This window comes from Pseudomonas sp. H1h (assembly GCF_000633255.1).
In the GTDB taxonomy this organism is placed as follows: Bacteria; Pseudomonadota; Gammaproteobacteria; order Pseudomonadales; family Pseudomonadaceae; genus Aquipseudomonas.
The window spans coordinates 68,890-90,973 of the sequence record NZ_AYMJ01000028.1; the positions used below are offsets into that span (position 1 = coordinate 68,890).

The window sequence follows — 22,084 nt, forward strand, 5'->3', positions numbered from 1 at the left end:
ACCGATAAGCCTCAGCTTCCCGAAACCGCGCCAGCCTCGTGGGCAAACGCGTCTCGCAGGTCCCAACCTGCAAGATCAGCGGGGCGTGCAGTATAAAAAGCCAATGACAGGGCTTTTCACTATATAAATCACAACATTCAGCGTTAAGTCTCGGCAATAAGCCGGTTTGCGGAGAGATATTACCTGATACCCGTAGGAATATTCACCACAAAAAAAGGCCGCCGAGTATTGCACGACAATGGTGCACCGTCATGCCCCTGCGTGGGTGGTATTGCGCTGTAGATAGCTCTAGCCCGGCCATCTACGCCAACCTGCTCAGATCAGATTCATATTTCCTGTTTTAGAAGGACTCTCTGTGGTGAGGGGATGTATCCCCTCGCCACAGACAAATCCACTCACCACAGATCAATCCCCTCGGCATAGATGAATTCCTTCCCCACAGATGAAGCCTCAAACAACTGCCATCGACTTCAGTTTTGTTCAGACGATTGCCCCAGCACATTTTTTCCTCCATCACCAACCACCGTCTAAGCTTCAGTCAAGTCCGATCAATCTGCGTGAATGGATCAATCGACTATGGGCGCTTTGTGGCAAACCGATTCGAGTAAAGCCGTGGTTCCGACTGAACGTGTGGATGAAGCGCCTGTCCCCCCCAAAAAACGCCGCAACCGGCACGGCTGGAAGGCGTTCTGGTTGTTACTGCTGATTATCGCGATTGTCGTTGGCCTGGCTGCGAGCAAGGAAATGCGCACCTCGCGCTTTCAGTCCCGGGAGCTGAGCCAATACGCAGCGTCGCTCAAATATCAGCTTGAACCCGGCCCCAGCGAAGCCATCCGCTACCCGGGCAACGGGCCGTTCGATTTGCGTCTGGGCTACAGCTCCCTCGATGAATTCCTGCCGCGCCTGCTCAAGCGCGATTACGTGATCACCGAGCAGACACGCTTTTCTCCGGCGCTGCTCAGCTACACCGACAGAGGCCTGTTCGTGCCCTACTCGGAAAAGATTCAGGCCGGGCTGTCGATCACCGATTGCCGTGCCGCACCGTTGTATCAGTACAAGTACCCACAGCAGCTGTATGCGAGTTTTGCAGCGATTCCACCAGTGGTCGTCAGCAGTTTGCTGTTCATCGAAAACCGCTTTCTGCTCGACCCCAGGCAACCGCTGGCCAACCCGGCCGTGGACTGGCCGCGCTTCGGCATGGCAGCGTGGTCGCAAGTGGCGAAGTTGCTGCACCTGCCGGGGCAATCGGCAGGCGGCAGTACGCTGGCCACGCAATTGGAGAAGTACCGGCATTCGCCCGATGGCCTGACGGTGTCCGGCGCCGAGAAGATCCGCCAGATGATTTCCGCCAGCGTGCGCGCCTATCAGCCCGGGCCGCAAACCCTTGGCGCACGGCAGAACATCATTCGCGACTACCTCAACAGCGTGCCGCTCTCCGCCGTACCGGGTCACGGTGAGGTACATGGCATGGCCGAAGGTTTGCGGGTCTGGTACGGCAGCGATTTCAATCAGGCCAATGAACAACTGAACAGCCCGGCCACCGATCCGAAAACCATGGCCGACAAAGGCCTGGCCCTGCGCGAAATGCTTTCGCTGATGATCGCCCAGCGCCGGCCTTCGCATTACCTGACCAAGGGCCGTGAAGAACTTGCCGAGCTCACCGACAGCCACCTGCGTCTGCTCAAACAGGGGGGGGTGATCGACAATGCCCTGGCCGATGCCGCGCTGGCGAGCAAGGTCACCTACCGCGACTGGCAGACCCAGCCGACCATTCAGCCAATCGAAACCAACAAGGGCATCAGCGTCGCCCGCAGCCGGCTGGCAACCATGCTCAATCGCCCGCTGTACGACCTCGACCGCCTCGACCTGTCGGCCACCAGCACCCTGCAGGGCGACTTGCAAACCCAAGCCACCGAGTACCTGAAAAAACTCGCCGACCCCGCGTTTGCCGGGCAGATCGGCCTGATCGGTGAACGCCTGCTCACCCCCACCAGCACCACGCAGGTGCGTTACAGCTTTACCCTGTTCGAACTGACCCCGGACGGCTCGCGGGTGCGCGTGCAGACTGACAGCACCGACCAGCCGTTCGACATCAACGAAGGCAGCAAGCTGGAACTCGGTTCGACAGCGAAGATGCGTGTGCTGACCACCTACCTGCAGATCATCTCCGAGCTGCACGACAAGTACGGCGCCATGAGCGTGCCGGAGCTGAAAAAAGTCGAGGTGCCGGATCAGGACCGCCTCAGCCAATGGGTGATCGACTACCTGATCCAGAACAAGGACCACGACCTGTCGAAAATGCTCGGCGCCGCGCTTGACCGCAAGTACTCCGCCAGCCCCGGTGAGGCGTTCTTCACCGGTGGCGGCCTGCACGTGTTCCACAACTTTCGCAAGGAAGACAACGGCCGCATGCCGACCCTGCGCGACGCCCTGCGTGAGTCGATCAACCTGCCGTTCATACGCCTGATGCGCGATGTGGTGCGCTACGTCACCTACTCCGGCCCAAACAGCAGCGCCGAGTTGCTCAAGGATGACCGCGACCCGCGACGTCAGGAATACCTGGCCAGTTTTGCTGATCGCGAAGGCACCTCGTTCCTGCTCAAGTTCTGGAAGAAGTACAAGAACAAGGACACCCAGGCCCGCCTCGACACATTCCTCGACAGCATGCGCCCGACCCCGATCCGCATGGCCGCGGTGCACCGTTACTTGCTGCCCAACGCCAGCCAGGAAGACTTCAACACCTTTGTGCGCGCGCACCTCAAGGGCGCCAAGCTCACCGAAAAACTCACCGACGACCGCCTCATCCGGCTGTACGACGCCTATGGCCCGGGCACCTACGACTTGCCGGATCAGGGCTTCATCGCCAAGGTTCACCCGCTGGATCTGTGGCTGATGGGTTACCTGCTGCATAACCCGGACGCGACCTTCAGCCAGATCGTCAAAGCCAGCCAGTTCGAGCGCCAGGAAGTCTACAGCTGGCTGTTCAAGAGCAAGCACAAGGGTGCCCGTGACAGCCGCATCCGCACCATGCTCGAGATCGAAGCGTTCCTCGAGATTCACCAGCGCTGGCAGAAAGTCGGCTATCCGTTCGATCATCTGGTGCCGTCACTGGCTACTGCCATCGGCAGCTCCGGCGACCGCCCTGCGGCACTGGCCGAACTGATTGGGACCATCCTCAACGACGGCGTGCGCATGCCGACCCTGCGTATCGACAGCCTGCACTTTGCCGCCGGCACACCGTATGAAACGCGCCTGAGCAACGACCCTCACGTGGGCAAACGGGTCATGCCATCGCAAGTCGCCACCGCCATGCGCGAGGCGCTGTCGCAAGTAGTGGACTCGGGGACAGCGAAACGCGTTTCCGGCAGCTTCAAGACCGCCGACGGCACACCCTTGGTGATGGGCGGCAAGACCGGTACCGGCGACAACCGCATTGAAGCGATCGGCTCCGGCGGGCGCATCCTGAGTTCCAAATCGATCAACCGCACCGCAACCTTCGTGTTCTACATCGGCAATAACCATTTCGGCACACTCACCGCATTTGTGCCCGGGCGCTCGGCAGAAAACTTCAAATTCACCTCGGCACTGCCGGTGCAGGTGCTCAAGGGTATGGCGCCGATCCTGTCGCCGTACCTGCAACCGGAGACGCACACCCTGTGCCAGCCGAATCAAACCACCGCCAATCGCTGAGCGTGGATCACCTCACACGCCGGCTGTGGTGGTAGCCGGCTACTTTTCACTCCCTGATTTTGCGCCCTTGCGCCGAAAATCATGGGTGTACCGAACAGATCTTTACGCTTTTTTTGAGGCGTGCGCCTACCTAGTCTGATCGCTCCAAAGTTGATCCACGGACGATCAGTCAATGCATGATGCAAACCCCAAGCAGATTCCGCCCGCCAGCGATTCGAGCAACAACAGTGTTCACTTTGAACACGTCAGCCAGGCACTTCCCTCCTGGCTCACCGATGCGTTGCCCTCCCGTATCAACCGATTGAAACCTGAACGAATCGATGTTTCCGACCCTCAGTGGGACGCCTTGCGGGCCATCCGTCAACGCACGAAAGAAACGGTTGCGGGGCCAGCAATTCCTGAAACAACAGACGACGAGTCATCGACACCGGCCCCACAGGCAGAGGCCGTCAAGACGCTGGAGCAGCGCCTGAAGAAAGCCATCGGACTGAACTGGACGGCGCAGAACGATATCGACCGCGCACTTGAGCAATTGCAGGACGTCTATAGCTTCGCCAGACCGCTGCTGCAACAGGCATTGAAGAGCCGCTTTGGCGTCGAGGACGATGTCGAACAGACCTGCTTGCGCTTGTATGCGCCCGTGAAAACCGCGTGGTGGGTGCACGACTTTTCAGGCGGGACGAACAGCCGAACGGTTTCTCTGCTCGATGCGGCCTTGCACAACTTTTCCCGAGACGAGCAGTTTTCCCCGGACAGCGAGTTCATTACCCGCCCCGACGCCCGCGAGCATTTCCAGGTCAAACGCATCAAGCACAAGATGAGTATCGAGCAGTTCAAATCCCTGTGTCGGGAACTGGACATCGGCGCGCAATACCTGGCACACCTCAACACTTATTTGCGCTCGTCCAACCCGGTGGCCGCCAATATTCTGCGCCACAAGGCGACGCACAGCGACAAGGCTGCGCTCAACGTGGCGGCGCACATTGCCCGGCTACACAACGACATTGACCAGAGTGCCTACGACGTTGTGTTGGGCATGCTCAATAAACGCGAACCATTGAAATGGAACGGACAATCGGTCGGCTACTACAACCTGTCGATCATGGACACCCAACTGAGCGGCATCGTGCTGATCGCCCCTGAAGCCGCTACCGCCTCCAGTACGGTTCCGGTGCTTGCCTACGTCCCCCATGATCCGCAGCACCCGCTCAAACAGTACCCCTCGTCGCTCCAGTTCATGGAGGAGTTGACCCGCCAGTTAACCGAGAAAACCTCACCTGAAAACTACCAGCGGTTCTTCAGCCAGTTCGTGCCCCATCAGCAGCGCGGCATGTTCTTTTCCAGGCTGAATGAACGCTTGAGCCAGGTGAAATGGCAACCGGCACCCCCGGGTTCCAACATGCCCAGCTGGCGTGAAACGCCGGTAGACCGTCCCTATCTGCAATTTCGCGCATCGAACATCAAGAACGACAGAAGCACCGTTTACCGAAACGACCTGTGGGCCTACCTGCACGAACAGAAACTCAACCAGATACTCAACGACGCACAGCAAATCGCAATCTCCACCGCCTACGTCGACCGCATGGCCCGCTGGGCCTGGTGGGACAATCTGCAGAAAATGCTGGCGGATATTTTCAATGTCGCACTACTGGTGGCGATACCGCTCGTGCCAGGCCTCGGCCCCTTGATGATGGCGTACACCGCTTACCAACTGACCGATGAAGTGGTCGAAGGCATTGTCGATCTGGCAGAAGGAAACTTTGCCGAAGCCATGGAGCAAACCCTCAATGTTCTGCAAAGCGTGGTCCAGTTGGGCGCTTTTGCGGCGGCGGGTGCCATTGGAAGCATCGCGCGGGCGAAGCTCTCGTCATTTTATGAAGGTTTGAAACCGGTGCAATTGGCCAACGGACAGAGCCGTTTGTGGCATCCGGATCTCACCCCCTACCATCAGCCAGACCTTGCCTTGCCGACAGAGGCCAAACCTGATGCACAGGGTATTCACCTGCTTGAGGGCAAGCAGGTGCTTCGCCTGCAAGGTCAGCAGTTCGCAGTAAAGCAAGACTCGGCCACCGGCCAATACCGCATCCGCCACCCTCGACGATCCGAGGCTTATACACCCACCTTGCGTCACAACAATCACGGCGCCTGGGTCATTGAAACGGAAAACCCGCGCGAGTGGGCTGGCTCGATCCTGATGCGACGCCTCGGGCCCGTTGCCGACGCCTATAGCGACGAGCAACTGGAATTGCTACGTCGAGTCTGTGGCACCGACGAGGGCGCGTTGCGCCGCATGCATGTCGACAACACTGCGCCCCCGCCTCTGCTCATCGATACCCTGCAACGCCTGGGCAATGCGCCCGACGAAACGCGCTCTACATCAAGCTCTCCTGCCACCGGCGAGGTTCTGCAAGTGTGCCCGCAATTGACGTCCGTGCTCGCTGACAGAGTCGTCGCTCACGCCACACCGCTGGAACTGCAGCAACTCACCTTGCACCGGCGGGTACCATTACGCCTGAAAACCACGGCCCGCGAGCTGCAATTCGAACTGCAATCGGTCAGGGCTGCTCAAGGGTTACAGCAGACTCGCCTGAGCAACATTGACAGCGAACGCCTGATCCTCGGCGCCCTGCGGCAAAACACCGATGCGTTTGGTGAGCTGCGCATCGAAATCCGCGAGGCCGCCTTCGATGGAGAACTGCGCAGCAGTGCCGGTAGCGACACGGCCACCCGGGTTCGTGTACTGGTGCACGAAAGCCAGGACCATTACCGGGTGCGCGATGGCGCGGACCAGCCGATCCATGAGGCGTGCGGCCTGTATGAGGCGATCCTGCATGCCACAGACCATCAGGGGCGCAGTGTGTTGGGCTATCGACCGAGCGATGCCGACCAGTTTCAGCAATGGGTGATCGCCAAGACCACCACGCCCAGTGAACGCCGTGCAGTGCTCAGGCAGCCACCTGTGCGCCCGGTGGCATCTTTCGAAACCCAACAGATATTGAATGGCCCGCGCCTGAGCAGATACGCGGTCACCCTGCATGAGCGGATCGAGGACGTGTATCCGCACTTCAGCCGCCTCGAAATCGATACCTTCGCCAATGCCCTGACCGAACAGGGCGAGCCCATCCGCGCCATCGAAACATTTGCGAACGAGCTCGACGAATATCGTCAGATCATGCATCGCTGGCGCTATCAACAGCCGGACAGCTGGGGCCCTGACAGTCAGAACTTTCGCGACGGCGGTGGCTTGCACATCTTCGAACGCCTGCTCGACTGTATCGAACGCAAGAACGCGGAACTGGGGCAACGAACCGATCCCTCCACCTATGCCCTGGATCTCTCCAGAGAGCTGCTCCCCCTGGATCTGCAAACCTGGTGGTCCAGGCGCCCGGCCATGAAAAAACTGTTTGATAAAGTCACCGTATTAAAGCTCGACAACACGCGCTTCTCCGCTGACTTGAACGGCCTGCTCAGGGACTTTCCAAATGTGTTGGAACTCAGTGCCAAAAATTGCGAATTGACGCAATTGCCCCGACACATCGCTACCACAATGCACCGGCTCGAACGCCTGCGACTGAGCGACAACCACGTAGTGCTCGATTCGGCAGCGGTCAAACAGTTGCGCGACCTGACATACCTGGAAGTCCTGAGACTGGAAAACAACCCGTTGACGCTGCCACCTGACATTTCACGCATGCCGCGGTTGAAGGTCCTCATCCTGAAGAACACCGGGCTGCAGACCTGGCCCGACGGTACGCTGGACAAGACCCGACCACGCGGTTTTCTTCTCGATCTGCGGGACAACCCGATCAACCGGATTCCCGAGGTCAGCGAGGGCTCGCCAGCGCAGTGGCTGGTTGCTCGGACGCGGCTGGATGTCGGCACGCTGTCAGAGACCGAACAGCTTCAATATCAGGCCTATCGTCACTCGGTGGGGCTGCCGGCAGAACCGGTCTTTGCGCCCGAGGAGGAAAACAGGGCCATTGTCTCAAACTACGGCGTCGACTTCTGGGGCGACGTACCGGGCTGGGGCGTCTATCGGGAAACGCCCTGGTCAGAACTGGTGGAGGAACCCGCAGCCCAGCCGTTCATGCAAGTGTTGCTGGGGGTACGCGAGTATTCCGATTACCGCGCCGGCGGCGCCATCAAGGATCAGTTGATGCAGCGGGTCTGGCGCATGCTCGATGCCGTGCACGCCGATACGCGCCTGCGGGAAAAACTCTTCACCATGGCGTCGGCACCGGTGGATTGTGCCGACGCCGGCGCGCAGATGTTCAACAGCATGGGGATCAATGTTCTGGCCAGCGAGGTCTACCTCTACAACACCGACGCCGCACAAATCCAGAAGCAACTGGTCACCCTGGCCAAAGGCGCGGCGCGTCTGGACCTGGTCAACGAAGTGGCGCGTGCGGATGTCCAGTCACGCGGTGGCAACCCCGATGAGGTGGAAGTCTATCTGGCCTATCAGACTGGCCTGGCGCAACGCCTGAGCCTTCCATGGCAGTCACAGACCATGCTCTACCGGCGAGTGGCCGGAGTCAGTGATGCCATGATCGATCAGGCCTACACCACCGTGCAGGCGCTGAGCGAAGGCGATGGTCTGGTCAACCGGATGCTGGACCAGGACTTCTGGAAGCAGTTTATGGAACAGACCTGGCCGGTACGCCTGCAGAGCAACAAACGCCTCTACCTGGATAAATATGAGCGCCTGGAAACCCTGCGCGAAGTTCAGCGTGAATGGGCAACCCGCTCACTCGACGACGTCCAGCGTGCTCAACTGCGCAGCCGACTCAGGGAGTTGATGAACGAATTACCCGTCCCGGCCACGGTGGTCTTCGCCGATGAGGCGATCAGCGACAGCACGTTTGACCGCTTGCTGACCGACCTGTGGGATGAAGAAAAAGAACTGGCTCGACGCCTGACCCGTGCAGCCCTGAGCAAGGCCGGTCAGTAATCACGAAACGACGACATCACGCCGTCGCGCCTCAGGGCGCGGCGGCCGTGAAGATCAGTTGAACATTGCCGTAGTACTGACCAGGCTTGTAACCCCCGAGCGGCACCTTCGGCTGGATTTCCAAAGGGAAACGGCCTCCGCTCATGGCCTGCGCCGCACTCACCACTACCTGCGACTGCGGGGCATGGCTCAACTCCTTGCCGTTGAAGCTGACACGCAGATAGATGTTCTGCTCGTCGCGACCATTGGACAGGTAGGGCTCGGACTCCAGTCGCGCTTCAATGGCACTGGTGTCGTGCTTGACGTCGAAATTCTTGCGCAGCCCGCCCAGCGTCCTGGTGTGGGTATCCCACACTAACGTCTGCTGCAGATGTATCCAGTTCATCTCGGCGGGTATCACGTAAAACCCCAGAGTCGGGATATCCAGCGATACCTCGAACACGCGTTCTTCGCGCGCGGCAAACGCCTGGGCACTTGCCAGCACAACGACGCCCGCCCACAGGGCGATGGCCGATTGCTTGATCATGTCAGTTACCTTGTTGCGTCAGAAAACCGCGAGCCACCGCAATAGCCCGCCCCGGCGGTGTTATTGGCTGGCGATGCGCAGCGCTTTTTTCGACGCGCCCTCGACCAGATTGAAGCGGTATTCGCGACCGGACTTTTTCTCGAACTCGAAGGTTTTACCCGCCAGGACATGGTGCTTGGTGACCGGCTCACACTCGGTCTCGTTTTTCAGCGAGCAATTACGAAACTCATCGATCAGCACCACGGTGTTGCCGTTGTTGCGCAACCGGTAAACACCGGGACTGTCGTCGATCGCAGTGTCGAACCGGGCATTTTTCGGGCGCACGAAGAACACCGTGCCAAACCCGGTCATCACATTGACCCCCGCCGTGAGATTTTGCTTGTAGACGTCCCGTTCCTCAGCCGAGACGGCGAACTCGTCTTCCTTCTCCGGCACCACCGGGATGAAACGCACGCGAAAGTAACGCTCGGTGTCACGTTCGCCCATCATCAGCAGACGTGTGCCCTGCATGCCTTTGGCCGGCACGATCAGCCGCGCCGGGCTGGCCATCAAGCCGTCACGACCGCTGCCATCGACCTGCGTTTTCACCGCCACTTCCTCGTGGCCGCCATCGGCGTCGTAGACGATTTCAAGGATGTTGACCTTGACGAACGCCGTGCTGTCGCCGCTGTTGAACACACGTTTGAGGTACGTACTCTTGTCGCCATCCAGATAGTCGTAAACCGTTCCGACGTTGATCTGCGGCCCGGCCTGAATGACCAGAGAAAAACCGCTCAACCCCACCAGTGCCCACAGACGCTTCATACCTTTGAACCTCATCACATTGAACACAGCACAAACACGCACCATCGATACGCGGGCCATCAGACTTCCGAATCCCAGATCACTGTGATATTTCCTGAAAAACTCCCCCCTTCACCGGACTTGACGATTTCATTGACCCAGAACGGCGACATTTCGAAGTGCAGGATTCCGGGCGCGCGGTCGAGATAAGCCCCAGGTTGGAACTTCATGCTTTCCTCCCCGTAGTTCACCCGAAGCGGGCGCCGCTGAACCGGGCGCCCGGCAAAATCGGTCAAGCCATTGGGCAGGCTGACACTGACCTGTACTACCGCCGTGCGCTGGGAAACGGGGTCGCGAATCAAGCAGTTGAACAACTGAAGAAACTCGCATTCCAGCTGCATCTTGAAACGCGACGACACCGAAATATGGAAGGGCTGATCGCGGAACAGCCGCTCCGGTTTGCGCCCTGCGTGCAGCCAGCCTTGCCAGCCACCGGCAGGCACCAGTGCAATTTTCTCGCCGCCGGGCGGGATGTCGACCTTGAGCGTGTGCTGAACATCCAGCACAAAATTCAGGGTCAGATCCGGGTCGCTCGGCAGCATCACATCCCCCATGTCAAAGTCGCCTCCGGGACCAATGCGATAACTCAAATCCCCGGTATAAAGCCCGGATGACATTTTCAACGGATTAGGCGTTTTCAGCTCATATGAAAAATCCAGATAGCTATACGTCATGGACGGTATGGGGAAGCTGGCCGTCTTGACGCAAGTACCTTGCACTGGCGTCTTCCAGAAGAAGCCGTAATAGCTGTCCGAATACACCCCGACACCACTGTAGGTGCAGGGGAGCGCCGAGTTCACCCAACTGCTACCCCCCCATAAAGCGCGATGTCCCTCGATGGCCGTCGCCGCCCCAGTCAAGTTGGCTGCGGTATCGCTCAGGATGTAGCGCGAGCCGAAGCCGGCAATGCGTACCTCGACGGTTTCCGTTTCTCCGGTGTCCCGATTGGTCACCGTCAACGGACGCCACAGAGAAGGAACCCTGAACATTGCACTGTTGCGTGACGACGCATTGGGCTGCATGGGGTTCGCCGAATCGAACCGGACGGGCAGACGGATACTGAAGGTTTCGTTGTCCCGGCACTCGCTGGGATAGTCCGCACAATAGCCACTGACCGGGGTCTTGTTGATGAACATGTTACGTTGCGGATTGGCCGAGTCGGGGGTGAACAACGCCCGGATCTCCTGAGTCACAGCCTGCGCGCAAGGCGCGGCAATGACCGCCAGCATCCCCAGCCAGCGACTGCGACGCAGCAGACTGGAGCAGGTCAATGTCAGATTCATGATCACACTCTCTAGAACATCGGGCCTGGCACGGTTCAACCGGCCGAGCTCCGGTTGGACGTGGCATCCGCCAGGGTGTCAGGCGAACACCGCAGATCACCGATCATCAGCACACTGTTTTCACGACGGTGCTGATCGATATCGAGGCGGAACTGGCACAGCAACTGGTCGGCATACCGGACTTCCAGCGTTGGCGAGCCAGCGTTCATTTCCATCGAGAAAAAGCCATCGACTTCGCTGACCCCGCGGCTGGCATGGTTGATCACGTGGTGTCCCTTGAGCGGCCGGCCTTGCGGATCGAGCAGTCGACCGAGCACGGTGAGGGTCTTCATGACCCGCACCTTGCGATACTCCACACCGCCCTTGTTCAGGTGATAGCGGGTTCGCGCCGGTTCGATGCTGGCTGCGGGCACGTCGTTGCCTTCGAAATCGAAACTCACCGAGCTGTTTTTGTAGGCCGTGAGCGCGATGAAATTGCGCCCGGGGCGCAACGCCGCACTGCCGCCGCTGAGATCATCGGCGCGCAGCGCAATGCCATCGATGTCCGACTCGACGTCAACGATCATTCCCGCACCGCGGCCCTGATGCTGGCTGGTCAAAACCATGTGCTGGCCGCCGATCACCAGGGTGCTGTCGAGGTTCAAGCCACCGGTGAAGTTGTCGTTGAACGATGAGCGCTGAAGGAATCCGTCACCGTTGACCACATCAGTGCGAAAGTTCGCCAGGCTCGACAGGCCCACACCATAGGTGTCGGTGAGCGCGGTCACCGAGACGCTTTGCAACACGTGGTCCTGCAAGTCCTGACGAAAGCCCAGTGAGCCATTGTTGTCACGACGGCCATCGCGGGCCGTGCGGCTGCCAATGCTGCCGGATATCTGCTGCCCCGGGCGGCCCAGCGCCAGGTTGATACTCAGGTCGACTCCGCGATTGCGTGCCTCGCTACTGCTGTAACTGCCCGGGCGATCGAACAGCGACAACCGCCAGTTGGCATCATTGCCAAACACCACCGTGCGTTGCGTCCAGCCGAGGTCAACGCCTACCCCTTCGACGTTGCCCTCGCTGTGCGACACCCTGCCATTGAGCGAACTCTGGCGACTGATCCGGTGGTTCAGCGCCAGCGAAGAATTGCTGGTCTGCCCGGTAAACACATTGCGTTGGCGCACGCGGGTGCCATCAGGCAGCGTGTCGTAGGTGTTGGTCGTGTCAAGCCAACTGCGGTTGTGACTGACCACCAGACTGCCGGCGCCATAGTTGTACAACCCCTGGAAGTCGGCGCCGGTGCCATGGTCTTCGGTCTGATACAAGTTGGCGTAAAGGCTGGTGCGCTCGCCAAGGCTCCAGTCGATCGAACTGCCGTACTGCAGCTTTTCGCGCACTTGGCGCGCCGAAAGGCCGAGGATCACCCGCGGGTGCAGCAGGTAGTTGAGCGCCGCACCGGCCGTGGCATCACCACTGCTTTGCTGCTCCCAGTTGCTGAGCAGTTTGCTTTCCTGACCGGCGAACAGGTTATAGCGCCAGCGTTCGTCGTGGTTGCGCCAATTGTTGGGTTTGTAGATCAACTCTTGGGTGGTCGAGGTGGTCTGGCCGTCTTCGATCAGGCGCACTTCCACTTCGTAGATGCCACCGGGCAACGCTCGCGTATCGAGCGTCTGCAACCCCGCCGGCACTGCCTGGGTGTTGATCAGCAGCCCATCCCGATAGATCTCCACCGAGGCCTGGCGATTGGCGGTGACATACACCGGATAAACGCTGGGTTTCGGGCTGTCGATGGCCAGACTGTCGGAGCTTCCGTACATCAGCCCCACCGCCGTATCCGGGCTGTTGCCGAAGGCTCGGGGTTCACGCATCAGGCCCTCGGAGTTGGGGGTGAAGTAGCCCAGACGAAAAAATTTGCCCTCCATTTCGCGCTGGGTATAGAGCTCATGTACTGCGTGATAAGTCTTGTCATCCGGGCTGCCCAGTCGCGACAGCTGCAGGTTCACGCTCTGGCTCCAGTTGCCCAGACTGCCGCTGGCCTCCAGGCCGAATCGACCACCCAGGTCCTGCTCCTGACCACCGTTGAGGTTGAGTTGGTTGCGCACGATCAGGCCGCGGCTACCTCCTGGCGGCTGATCGTGAAAACGCTTGGCCCCAATGTCACGCTCGGCATTTTCGGTCACGATCGACAGCAATGAGTTTTCCAGGTTGTAGTGAACCGCCAGCATCTGCGCAGGGCACTGACCCGTGCAGGCTCCCAGGCTCACACCGGGCTTGAGAACGTCCGCCCAGGTCTCGCGCTCGCGGGCATCGAAGCGGCTTTCGCTGGTATCGGTGAATTCGAGCAAGGTCACCCGGTCATCGCGCGACAACACGATCATGGCCTCGCCGAGAGGTTGCTGGTCGAGTTCCACTCGTACCGCCAGCGGAACATCAAAAAAATGCTCTTCGAACTCTGCCGGCAGGCCTTTGGCCTGAGCGAGCAAACTTCGTGGCGTATTATCAATAGAAGAGGTTGCCGCAAATGCACTGCTACATAACAACAGCGTAAGCGCTGTCGCGATGGGCGTCATCGGGAACATGAACTAATACTCTGATTACCAAGAAATCAACGCTCGGCCGACAAACCGGAAAGTTTGCCGACCGGGAACGCCACTTGAGACAAGTAAACGTTTTCCGTCGCCTGTATTACTTAGACGGAAGGTTCCACAACCAACATGACAACACCGGTGTAGTCACCCGCGTCAGGTTTTTGAGTGGTGACGGCACTGATCTTGAACGGCGCACGATAGCGCGTGTTGGAATCAGTGGTGTTAACCACTTCTTGCGACGTGGTGGTCAACGTCTTGCCATTGAGTTCAACCTTCAAATCAATGGTCTTGTTGCCGGCAATCAGCTTGGGCACACCTTCCAGTCGTGCATGAACCTTGCCCGCCGTGTGCAGCACGTCAAAGTGCCCATCGATGGTACGCATGGAGTCTGTGCCCGGGTTGTAGCTCATGTCCTGGTCTTTGTTGACCAGGTCGTAGTCAACCGGTACCGCGTAGAAGTCATCGGAAGAAACAGTAGCGACCAGACTGATGGAGTGTCTGGCATCAGTGGCGGCGAAAGCCATCGAAGCACTCAGTGCCAGAGCAGCCACAGGAGCAGCAAACGCGATTTTTTTGAACATCTTTCAGTACCTGTTATTTAAAATAATCGAAGGAGAGTCAAAAGTTATTGATGAGCAAAACCGTCACGAGCAGTTATTGACCCAACTGAACTTTTAACGCCGAAAGATGATCAAGCAATTCCCTTGGAAAGTAAGCAGGCAAGTTCCGACAAACGTGTAGCCCAGTGACCTCTACCCAAGAGAGAAAAAACCATGAAAACCATAAAAGTTTAAGTCCTGCTGTAAGAGACAGGCTACAACGCGCCAGCAATCTGTCTGAACGCGCCAACTTTCACAGCAACTTCCGTAAGACACATACCACACCCTGCCGATAATAAAGGCCGACGCCGACTATTAGAGAGTTAGCACTAAACTGCGCCTTTGCCGGGCGATTTAATACCGCGTTTTTTTGATCGTTTGCCGTAATCCGTGCCCGATATTTCGATTGAAGGACGACAACCGTCGGTCAGGAGGCCTTGCAGACACCTAAAGATATATCTTAAGTTGTATCTAAATACGACGAGAGAGAAAGCAAAAATGAGAGACCATCATTCCCCCCACCGCGAGCACGGTGACGGCCGCGACGGCTTCGAGAAGCGCCCCGGACGCGAACGCGGCGGTCGCGGCCCACGGGTGTTCGCCCCCGGCGACCTGAAATTGCTGCTGCTGGCACTGATTGCCGAACAGCCGTGCCATGGCTATGACCTGATCCGCCAGATCGAAGGCATGTTCGACGGTGCCTACAGCCCCAGCCCCGGCGTGATCTACCCGACCCTGACCTTTCTGGAGGAAAGCGACTTGATCAGCGGCGACGCCGATGCCGGCAAAAAGCGCTACAGCGTGACCGATGCCGGTCGTTTGTCTTTAAGCGAACAAGCGATCGCACTGGACGGCGTGCGCATGCGCATCGAGGTCAGCAAACGCTCGCTGCGTGGCCACGATCGGCCGCCGGAAATCCACGAAGCCGTACACAACCTGCGCCACGCGTTGCAGATGCACCACGGGCGCTGGAGTCCCGAAGAAATTCTGCGCGTGCGTGATCTGCTCAACGACACCGCCAAAGCCATTGTCGACGGTCCCGCCGTTCAATTTGCTCCGGAGAAAGCCGAATGACTGCAGTCGATACCCAAACCATTCACCGCGTCATGCACGAAATCAAACGCCGCAAGCTTGAGGTGTTGCGCGTGGTCGACCTGACCCCGCGCATGCGCCGCATCACCCTCGGCGGGCCAGAACTGGCCGGGTTCATCAGCCTGGGCACGGACGATCACGTCAAGTTGCTGTTCCCGCAGAACGCCGAACAAACCGCCGCGCTGGAGACACTGGTGCTTGGTGCCGGAAAAAGTGACGTGCCGCTGCCCGAAATGCGCGACTACACCCCGCGCCGTTACGACCTGGAAACGCTCGAACTGGACATCGACTTCGTACTGCACGGCGACGGCCCTGCCTCGACCTGGGCCGAACAGGCCCGACCTGGGCAATTGCTGCACATCGGCGGGCCGCGTGGTTCGATGATCGTGCCGGATATCTTCGACAGCTACCTGCTGATTGGCGACGAAACCGCCCTGCCTGCCATCGCCCGTCGCCTCGAAGGCCTGGCGGCCAATCGCAAGGCGCTGGTGGTGATCGAGGTGGAGAACGGTGCCGAGCAACAGGCGCTGCAAAGTGCGGCGCAGGTCAATGTGATCTGGGTGCTGCGTGAAGGTGGCAAGGACAACCTGCTGACCACCGTCAGACAGCTGCAAGTGCCCAAGGGCAATCTGTATGCGTGGGTAGCGACCGAGACCAAGGTCTCGCGGCAGATTCGCCGGGTATTGATTGATGAGCATGGGCTGGACGAGCAGCTCATCAAAGCCGTCGGCTACTGGCGTGCCGAAGGTACTCCCGAAGAGGAATGAGATGCCTCCCGGTGGGGGCGGACTTGCTCGCGAATACGGTGGTTCATTCAAAAATGATGTTGACTGACCCGACGCTTTCGCGAGCAAGCCCGCTTCCACATGGGTTTCAATGCCGTGCTGACCGCCAGCGGTCGAGGCCGATCACCAGCAACCCCATCAGCACAAACCCCACCAATATCCCCCCGGCATTGATGAACACCTGTGCATAACCCAGCATGGCCACATCAATGAACGGGTACGCATACGCGCCCAGCAGATGCCCGCGCAGCAAGGCATAACCGAAATACACCAGCGGGTAAATCAGCCACAGCGGAAGGTGCCAAAAGCGCAACGTGCCTTTAGGCACGCAGCACCACCAATAGCCCAGAAACAGCAGCGGCATCACGTCGTGCAGCAATTCATCAGCGATAAACTGCCACCCCTCGGGGTGCCACAAATGTCGCAGTAAAATGCTGTAGGCCAGGCCGACCACCGCGATGCTCACCGCCACCCCGCTACTGACCCAAGGCAGCAGAAACCAGCGTTGCACAGCGGATTCGCGCCGGGTGACCGCGCTCGTCAGCACGCTCGCCACCAGGGTATTGGTCAGTACCGTGAAGTAACTGAAGAAGCTCACCAGCCCGCCCAGCAGACTGGCGTCGATACTCAGGCGCGCAAGGAAAATCAGGTACAGCTGAATGCTCAACCCGGCCCAGCCGAGGCTGGCGATGAGCATGATCAGGCGTCGCCGCAAAACGGCGTCCATCTCAGAGCGGACGCTTGGTGCGCATCAGTTTCACGTACAAACGCTCGACCTTCTCCCGCGCCCACGGAGTTTTGCGCAGGAAGGTCAGGCTCGACTTGATGCTCGGGTCGCTCTTGAAGCAGCGGATATCGATGCGCTCGGCCAACCCCGACCACTCGTAATGCGCCACCAGCGCATTGAGGATGTGTTCAAGGGTTACACCGTGCAGCGGATCGGGAGTGTGGTCGTTCATGCCAGGCCTTTGGACGGAGTGAAAATGCACAAGCCGCGCACCTTAGCCGAGGGGCCGGTCAGGTGGAAGGCTTTGCTTCAAATGTAGGCCAACCCGAGAAGATCGCAGCCTGCGAGCCTGCCCACAATGCGCCCGTTTGACGCACTGTTACCGAATGCGAAACGCTGCATGTCTGCAAAAGCCCTTTGTCTTTTTGTTACAGATCATTATCCTGCCGCCCTTCAGCTGAATCGCTTCACTGCCTGCGTCAAATTGAAGCGCTCGGTTTACCCCCAGAAAACATCAAAAAAAGACTGATCCATGCCTGATTTTTCCTTCTCCCGAGACAGCGCTATCTCAGCTCTGCGCCTGCTCGGCGGCTGCACCGCGCTCGGCTTCGCCACCTACGCCCAGGCGGCCCCCGCCTTCGACAGCGACTCACCGTGGATGCTCGGTGACTGGAACGGCACCCGTACCGAACTCTCGGAAAAAGGCTACGACTTCAAACTCGATTACACCGGCGAAATGGGCAGCAACCTGCACGGCGGCTACGACCACGACCGCACCGCGCGCTACAGCGACCAGTTCGGTCTGGGCACGCACCTGGACCTGCAAAAGATCCTCGGCTGGGACGACGCCGAGTTTCAACTGACCGTCACCAAGCGCAGCGGCAACAACATCAGCAACGACCGGATCAACGATCCGCGTGTCGGCGGCTTCACCTCCGCGCAGGAAGTCTGGGGCCGTGGCCAGACCACGCGACTGACGCAGATGTGGTATCAGCAGAAATTCTTCGACCAGAAGCTCGACATCAAGGTCGGCCGTTTCGGTGAAGGCGAAGACTTCAACAGCTTCCCGTGCGATTTCCAGAACCTGGCGTTCTGCGGCTCGCAAGTCGGCAACTGGGTCGGCGGCATCTGGTACAACTGGCCGGTCAGCCAGTGGGCGCTGCGGGTCAAATATCACCTGACACCAGAGCTGTACGCCCAGGTCGGCGCTTACGAGCAAAACCCGTCGAACCTCGATCGCGGCAACGGCTTCAAACTCAGCGGCAGCGGCACCCAGGGCGCCGTGTTGCCAGTCGAACTGGTGTGGACGCCGAAACTCAATGGTCTGCCGGGCGAATACCGCGCCGGCTACTACTACAGCAGCGCCAAGGCATCTGACGTCTATAAAGACCAGAACGGCCAGCCTGCTGCACTGAGCGGCGAAGCCTACCGCAGCGCATCGAGCAAGCACGGCGTGTGGTTCGGTGCCCAGCAGCAAGTCACCAGCATCGCCAGCGACCACTCGCGCGGCTTGAGCGTGTTTGCCAACGCCACGATGCACGACAAGAAAACCAACGCGATCGACAACTACGTGCAGGCCGGCGTCGTCTACAAAGGCCCGTTCGATGCTCGCGCCAAGGACGACATCGGTTTCGCCCTGGCCCGCGTTCACGTCAATCCGGCCTTTCGCAAGAACGCCGAGGCGAGCAATCAGGCCAACGCCGTCTACGACTATGACGATCCGTCGTTCCTGCCGCCGCAGGACACCGAATACAGCGCCGAATTGTATTACGGCGTGCACCTCGCCAACTGGCTGACCGTGCGCCCGAACCTGCAATACATCCGCCATCCCGGTGGCGTGAACGACGTCGACGATGCCCTGATTGCGGGGATCAAGATCCAGTCGTCGTTCTAAGAGCTGGCAAATACCCACTGTGGGAGCGGGCTTGCTCGCGAAGGCGTCGTGTCAGTCAACACATCAGCCTTCTGACACACCGCTTTCGCGAGCAAGCCCGCTCCCACAAAAGAATTTCGTTAGCTACACAAGTTTTATCTGAACCATGCCTGCGCCCAATCGTCATCTACAGTGACTACTGCGCGGGACTACTTGAAACGTCACGGAGAATCACACTATGAGCACCGAAAGTGCTTCGAGTCGGGGCCGTCTGCTACCGAGCCTGCTCGGCATACTGCTTCTACTGATGGGCCTGGCCATGTTGGCCGGGGGAGTCAAGCTGAGCATGCTCGGCGGCTCGCTGTACTACCTGCTGGCCGGTATCGGCATTGCGCTGACCGGCATTCTGTTGCTGCTGCGTCGTCGTGCAGCGCTGGGCCTGTACGCCATCGTGCTGTTCGCCAGCACGGTCTGGGCCTTGTGGGAAGTCGGTCTGGACTGGTGGCAACTGGTGCCACGTCTGGCCCTGTGGTTCGTTCTCGGCATCGTGATGTTGCTGCCGTGGTTCCGTCGTCCATTGCTGCTCGCAGGCCCGGCGCCGATGGGCACTGGTGGTTTGAGTGTGGCCGTGGTTCTGGCCGGCGTCACCGCTTTGGCCAGCCTGTTCACCCATCCGGGCGAAACGTTCGGCGAACTGGGCCGCGACACCGCGGACATGACCAGCACCGCGCCAGCCATGCCCGATGGCGACTGGCAGGCCTACGGCCGCAGCGAATTCGGTGACCGATACTCGCCGCTCAAGCAGATCACCCCGGCCAACGTCGGCAAGCTGCAAGAAGCCTGGCGCATCCAGACCGGCGACCTGCCGACCGCTGATGACCCGGTGGAACTGACCAACGAAAACACCCCGCTCAAAGCCAACGGCATGATCTATGCGTGCACCGCGCACAGCAAAGTGTTGGCGCTGGACCCGGACACCGGCAAGGAACTGTGGCGCTTCGACCCGCAGATCAAGAGCCCGGTGGGCTTCAAGGGCTTCGCCCACATGACTTGCCGTGGCGTGTCGTACTACGACGAAGCCGCTTACGCCAAATCTGAAAACGCCGCGTCGGCCGTTATCTCCGAAGCCGGCAAAGCCGTTGCCCAGGCCTGCCCGCGTCGCCTGTACCTGCCAACCGCTGATGCACGCCTGATTGCACTGAACGCCGACACCGGCAAGATCTGCGAAGGCTTCGGCAAAAACGGCGTGGTTGACCTGACCCAAGGCATCGGCCCGTTCACCGCCGGTGGTTACTACTCCACCTCGCCAGCGGCGATTACCCGTGATCTGGTGATCATGGGCGGTCACGTTACCGATAACGAGTCGACCAACGAGCCATCGGGCGTGATCCGCGCCTTCGACGTGCGCGACGGTCACCTGGTGTGGAACTGGGACAGCGACAAGCCGGACGCCACCGAGCCATTGGCCCCGGGCGAAATCTACAGCCGCAACTCGGCCAACATGTGGTCGCTGGCCAGCGTCGACGAAAAACTTGGCATGGTCTTCCTGCCACTGGGCAACCAGACCCCAGACCAGTGGGGCGCTGACCGCACCCCAGGCGCCGAGAAATTCAGCGCCGGCATCGTCGCCCTCGACCTTGCCACCGGTAAAGTGCGCTGGAACTACCAGTTCACCCACCACGACCTGTGGGACATGGACGTTGGCAGCCAGCCAACCCTGCTCGACATGAAAACCGCCGACGGCGTGAAACCTGCGCTGATCGCTCCGACCAAACAGGGCAGCCTGTACGTCCTCGACCGTCGTGACGGCACGCCGATCATTCCGATCCGCGAAATCCCGGTACCGCAAGGCGCCGTGAAAGGCGACCACACCGCACCGACCCAGGCCCGTTCGGACCTCAACCTGCTGGCTCCGGAACTGACCGAAAAAGCCATGTGGGGTGCCAGCCCGTTCGACCAGATGCTGTGCCGCATCCAGTTCAAGGAACTGCGCTACGAAGGCCAGTACACGCCTCCGTCGGAGCAAGGCAGCCTGATCTACCCGGGTAACGTCGGTGTATTCAACTGGGGTGGCGTATCGGTCGACCCGGTTCGCCAGATGCTGTTCACCAGCCCGAACTACATGGCCTTCGTCTCGAAGATGATCCCGCGCGCCGAAGTGGCCGCCGACAGCAAGCGCGAAAGCGAAACTGCCGGTATCCAGCCAAACACCGGCGCGCCATACGCCGTGACCATGCACCCGTTCATGTCGCCATTCGGCGTACCGTGCCAGGCCCCGGCCTGGGGCTACGTCGCCGGTATCGACCTGACCACCGGCAAAGTCGTGTGGAAACGCAAGAACGGCACCAGCCGCGACAGCTCGCCAATCCCGATCGGCTTCACCCTGGGCGTACCAAGCATGGGTGGCTCGATGGTCACCGCCGGCGGCGTCGGCTTCCTCAGCGGCACCCTCGACCAGTACCTGCGCGCCTACGACGTGAACACCGGTAAAGAACTGTGGAAATCGCGTCTGCCTGCAGGCGGCCAAGCCACGCCAATGACCTACACCGGCAAGGACGGCAAGCAATACGTCCTGCTCGTGGTGGGTGGTCACGGCTCGCTGGGCACCAAGATGGGTGACTATGTGATTGCGTACAAACTGCCGGAATAAGCTTTAGCGGCGGCAATAGAAAGGCGATGTCTCGTGAGGGGCATCGCCTTTTTTGCATACAACTGTTCTGAATTCGCTGAAAAACCTGTGGGAGCGGGCTTGCTCGCGAAGGCGTCAGCACAACCAACACTTGCGGGGACTGACACACCGCTTTCGCGAGCAGGCTCGCAGTTGGATTGGGTGCGTTCAGTTGGGGGGTGGTCGGCTCTTAGGCCGCCATCGCGAGCAGGCTCACTCCTACAACTGGATTTGGGTGTGTTCAGTTGGAGATTGGTCGGCTGTCAGGCCGCCTTCGCGAGCAGGCTCGCTCCTACAGTGGGAATGGATGTGTTCAGTTGGGGATTGGTCGGCTGTCAGGCCGCCTTCGCGAGCAGGCTCGCTCCTACAGTGGGAATGGGTGTGTTCAGTTGGGGATTGGTCGGCTGTCAGGCCGCCTTCGCTGGCAGGCCAGCTCCCACAATTGGATTTGGGTGTGTTCAGTTGGGGGGTGGTCGGCTC

General features: G+C 59.7%; 13 protein-coding genes. 6 read left to right on the forward strand and 7 right to left on the reverse strand.

All coding sequences use genetic code 11. The features are described from left to right. The first annotated feature begins 576 nt into the window (after nucleotides 1-576). Both U862_RS0122165 and U862_RS0122170 read left to right on the forward strand, forming a co-directional pair. Nucleotides 577-3,690 carry a transglycosylase domain-containing protein gene (locus U862_RS0122165; protein ID WP_025112422.1) on the forward strand — a complete coding sequence of 1,038 codons (3,114 nt, stop codon included), beginning with the start codon at nucleotides 577-579 and terminating at the stop codon, nucleotides 3,688-3,690. A 172-nt stretch (nucleotides 3,691-3,862) separates the two neighbouring features. Then, a complete protein-coding gene (locus tag U862_RS0122170; protein ID WP_025112423.1) occupies nucleotides 3,863-8,641 on the forward strand; it encodes a dermonecrotic toxin domain-containing protein in 4,779 nt (1,592 codons plus the stop codon). Between the two features lie 31 nt (nucleotides 8,642-8,672). Here the strand turns inward: U862_RS0122170 and U862_RS0122175 are convergent, their stop codons facing one another. The 5 genes from U862_RS0122175 to U862_RS0122195 form a co-directional block, all read right to left on the reverse strand. Further along, the gene (locus tag U862_RS0122175; protein WP_025112424.1) at nucleotides 8,673-9,167 is read right to left on the reverse strand and encodes a CS1 type fimbrial major subunit; all 495 of its coding nucleotides are present in this window, start codon (nucleotides 9,165-9,167) and stop codon (nucleotides 8,673-8,675) included. 60 nt (nucleotides 9,168-9,227) lie between these two features. Further along, entirely contained in the window at nucleotides 9,228-9,971 is a 744-nt protein-coding gene (locus U862_RS0122180; RefSeq protein ID WP_025112425.1) for a pilus assembly protein, read from the reverse strand. 59 nt (nucleotides 9,972-10,030) lie between these two features. Continuing rightward, nucleotides 10,031-11,293: a hypothetical protein gene (locus U862_RS0122185; RefSeq protein ID WP_025112426.1), complete on the reverse strand. Its 1,263-nt coding sequence runs from the start codon at nucleotides 11,291-11,293 to the stop codon at nucleotides 10,031-10,033. Between the two features lie 35 nt (nucleotides 11,294-11,328). Beyond that, entirely contained in the window at nucleotides 11,329-13,851 is a 2,523-nt protein-coding gene (locus U862_RS0122190; RefSeq protein ID WP_025112427.1) for a CS1-pili formation C-terminal domain-containing protein, read from the reverse strand. A gap of 110 nt (nucleotides 13,852-13,961) precedes the next feature. Further along, nucleotides 13,962-14,441, reverse strand: coding sequence for a CS1 type fimbrial major subunit (locus U862_RS0122195; protein WP_025112428.1), 480 nt, complete (start codon nucleotides 14,439-14,441; stop codon nucleotides 13,962-13,964). A 516-nt stretch (nucleotides 14,442-14,957) separates the two neighbouring features. Between U862_RS0122195 and U862_RS0122200 the strand changes: the two genes are divergently transcribed. Continuing rightward, nucleotides 14,958-15,533, forward strand: a complete 576-nt coding sequence (locus U862_RS0122200) for a PadR family transcriptional regulator (RefSeq protein ID WP_025112429.1) — start codon at nucleotides 14,958-14,960, stop codon at nucleotides 15,531-15,533. Continuing rightward, nucleotides 15,530-16,318 carry a siderophore-interacting protein gene (locus U862_RS0122205; RefSeq protein WP_025112430.1) on the forward strand — a complete coding sequence of 263 codons (789 nt, stop codon included), beginning with the start codon at nucleotides 15,530-15,532 and terminating at the stop codon, nucleotides 16,316-16,318. Before U862_RS0122200 ends, U862_RS0122205 begins: the two co-directional genes overlap by 4 nt. 106 nt (nucleotides 16,319-16,424) lie before the next feature. On the opposite strand, the gene U862_RS0122210 is transcribed toward U862_RS0122205, so the two are convergent. Beyond that, a complete protein-coding gene (locus tag U862_RS0122210; RefSeq protein WP_025112431.1) occupies nucleotides 16,425-17,063 on the reverse strand; it encodes a Pr6Pr family membrane protein in 639 nt (212 codons plus the stop codon). Nucleotide 17,064: 1 nt separating this feature from the next. Beyond that, complete coding sequence (locus U862_RS0122215) at nucleotides 17,065-17,295, reverse strand: VF530 family DNA-binding protein (RefSeq protein ID WP_025112432.1); 231 nt, start codon at nucleotides 17,293-17,295, stop codon at nucleotides 17,065-17,067. 300 nt (nucleotides 17,296-17,595) lie between these two features. On the opposite strand from U862_RS0122215, the gene U862_RS0122220 reads away from it, so the two are divergent. Together U862_RS0122220 and U862_RS0122225 are read left to right on the forward strand one after the other, a co-directional pair. Further along, nucleotides 17,596-18,957, forward strand: coding sequence for a carbohydrate porin (locus tag U862_RS0122220; RefSeq protein ID WP_025112433.1), 1,362 nt, complete (start codon nucleotides 17,596-17,598; stop codon nucleotides 18,955-18,957). Nucleotides 18,958-19,174: 217 nt separating this feature from the next. Continuing rightward, on the forward strand, nucleotides 19,175-21,586 hold the full coding sequence (locus U862_RS0122225; RefSeq protein WP_025112434.1) for a glucose/quinate/shikimate family membrane-bound PQQ-dependent dehydrogenase: 2,412 nt from the start codon (nucleotides 19,175-19,177) through the stop codon (nucleotides 21,584-21,586). Nucleotides 21,587-22,084 lie beyond the last annotated feature (498 nt).

Excerpts from the sequence above, each read along its gene's own strand:
- U862_RS0122165 (WP_025112422.1), top strand. The coding sequence starts at position 577 with ATGGGCGCTTTGTGGCAAACCGATTCGAGTAAAGCCGTGGTTCCGACT.
- U862_RS0122170 (WP_025112423.1), top strand. The coding sequence starts at position 3,863 with ATGCATGATGCAAACCCCAAGCAGATTCCGCCCGCCAGCGATTCGAGC.
- U862_RS0122175 (WP_025112424.1), bottom strand. The coding sequence starts at position 9,167 with ATGATCAAGCAATCGGCCATCGCCCTGTGGGCGGGCGTCGTTGTGCTG.
- U862_RS0122180 (WP_025112425.1), bottom strand. The coding sequence starts at position 9,971 with ATGAAGCGTCTGTGGGCACTGGTGGGGTTGAGCGGTTTTTCTCTGGTC.
- U862_RS0122185 (WP_025112426.1), bottom strand. The coding sequence starts at position 11,293 with ATGAATCTGACATTGACCTGCTCCAGTCTGCTGCGTCGCAGTCGCTGG.
- U862_RS0122190 (WP_025112427.1), bottom strand. The coding sequence starts at position 13,851 with ATGTTCCCGATGACGCCCATCGCGACAGCGCTTACGCTGTTGTTATGT.
- U862_RS0122195 (WP_025112428.1), bottom strand. The coding sequence starts at position 14,441 with ATGTTCAAAAAAATCGCGTTTGCTGCTCCTGTGGCTGCTCTGGCACTG.
- U862_RS0122200 (WP_025112429.1), top strand. The coding sequence starts at position 14,958 with ATGAGAGACCATCATTCCCCCCACCGCGAGCACGGTGACGGCCGCGAC.
- U862_RS0122205 (WP_025112430.1), top strand. The coding sequence starts at position 15,530 with ATGACTGCAGTCGATACCCAAACCATTCACCGCGTCATGCACGAAATC.
- U862_RS0122210 (WP_025112431.1), bottom strand. The coding sequence starts at position 17,063 with ATGGACGCCGTTTTGCGGCGACGCCTGATCATGCTCATCGCCAGCCTC.
- U862_RS0122215 (WP_025112432.1), bottom strand. The coding sequence starts at position 17,295 with ATGAACGACCACACTCCCGATCCGCTGCACGGTGTAACCCTTGAACAC.
- U862_RS0122220 (WP_025112433.1), top strand. The coding sequence starts at position 17,596 with ATGCCTGATTTTTCCTTCTCCCGAGACAGCGCTATCTCAGCTCTGCGC.
- U862_RS0122225 (WP_025112434.1), top strand. The coding sequence starts at position 19,175 with ATGAGCACCGAAAGTGCTTCGAGTCGGGGCCGTCTGCTACCGAGCCTG.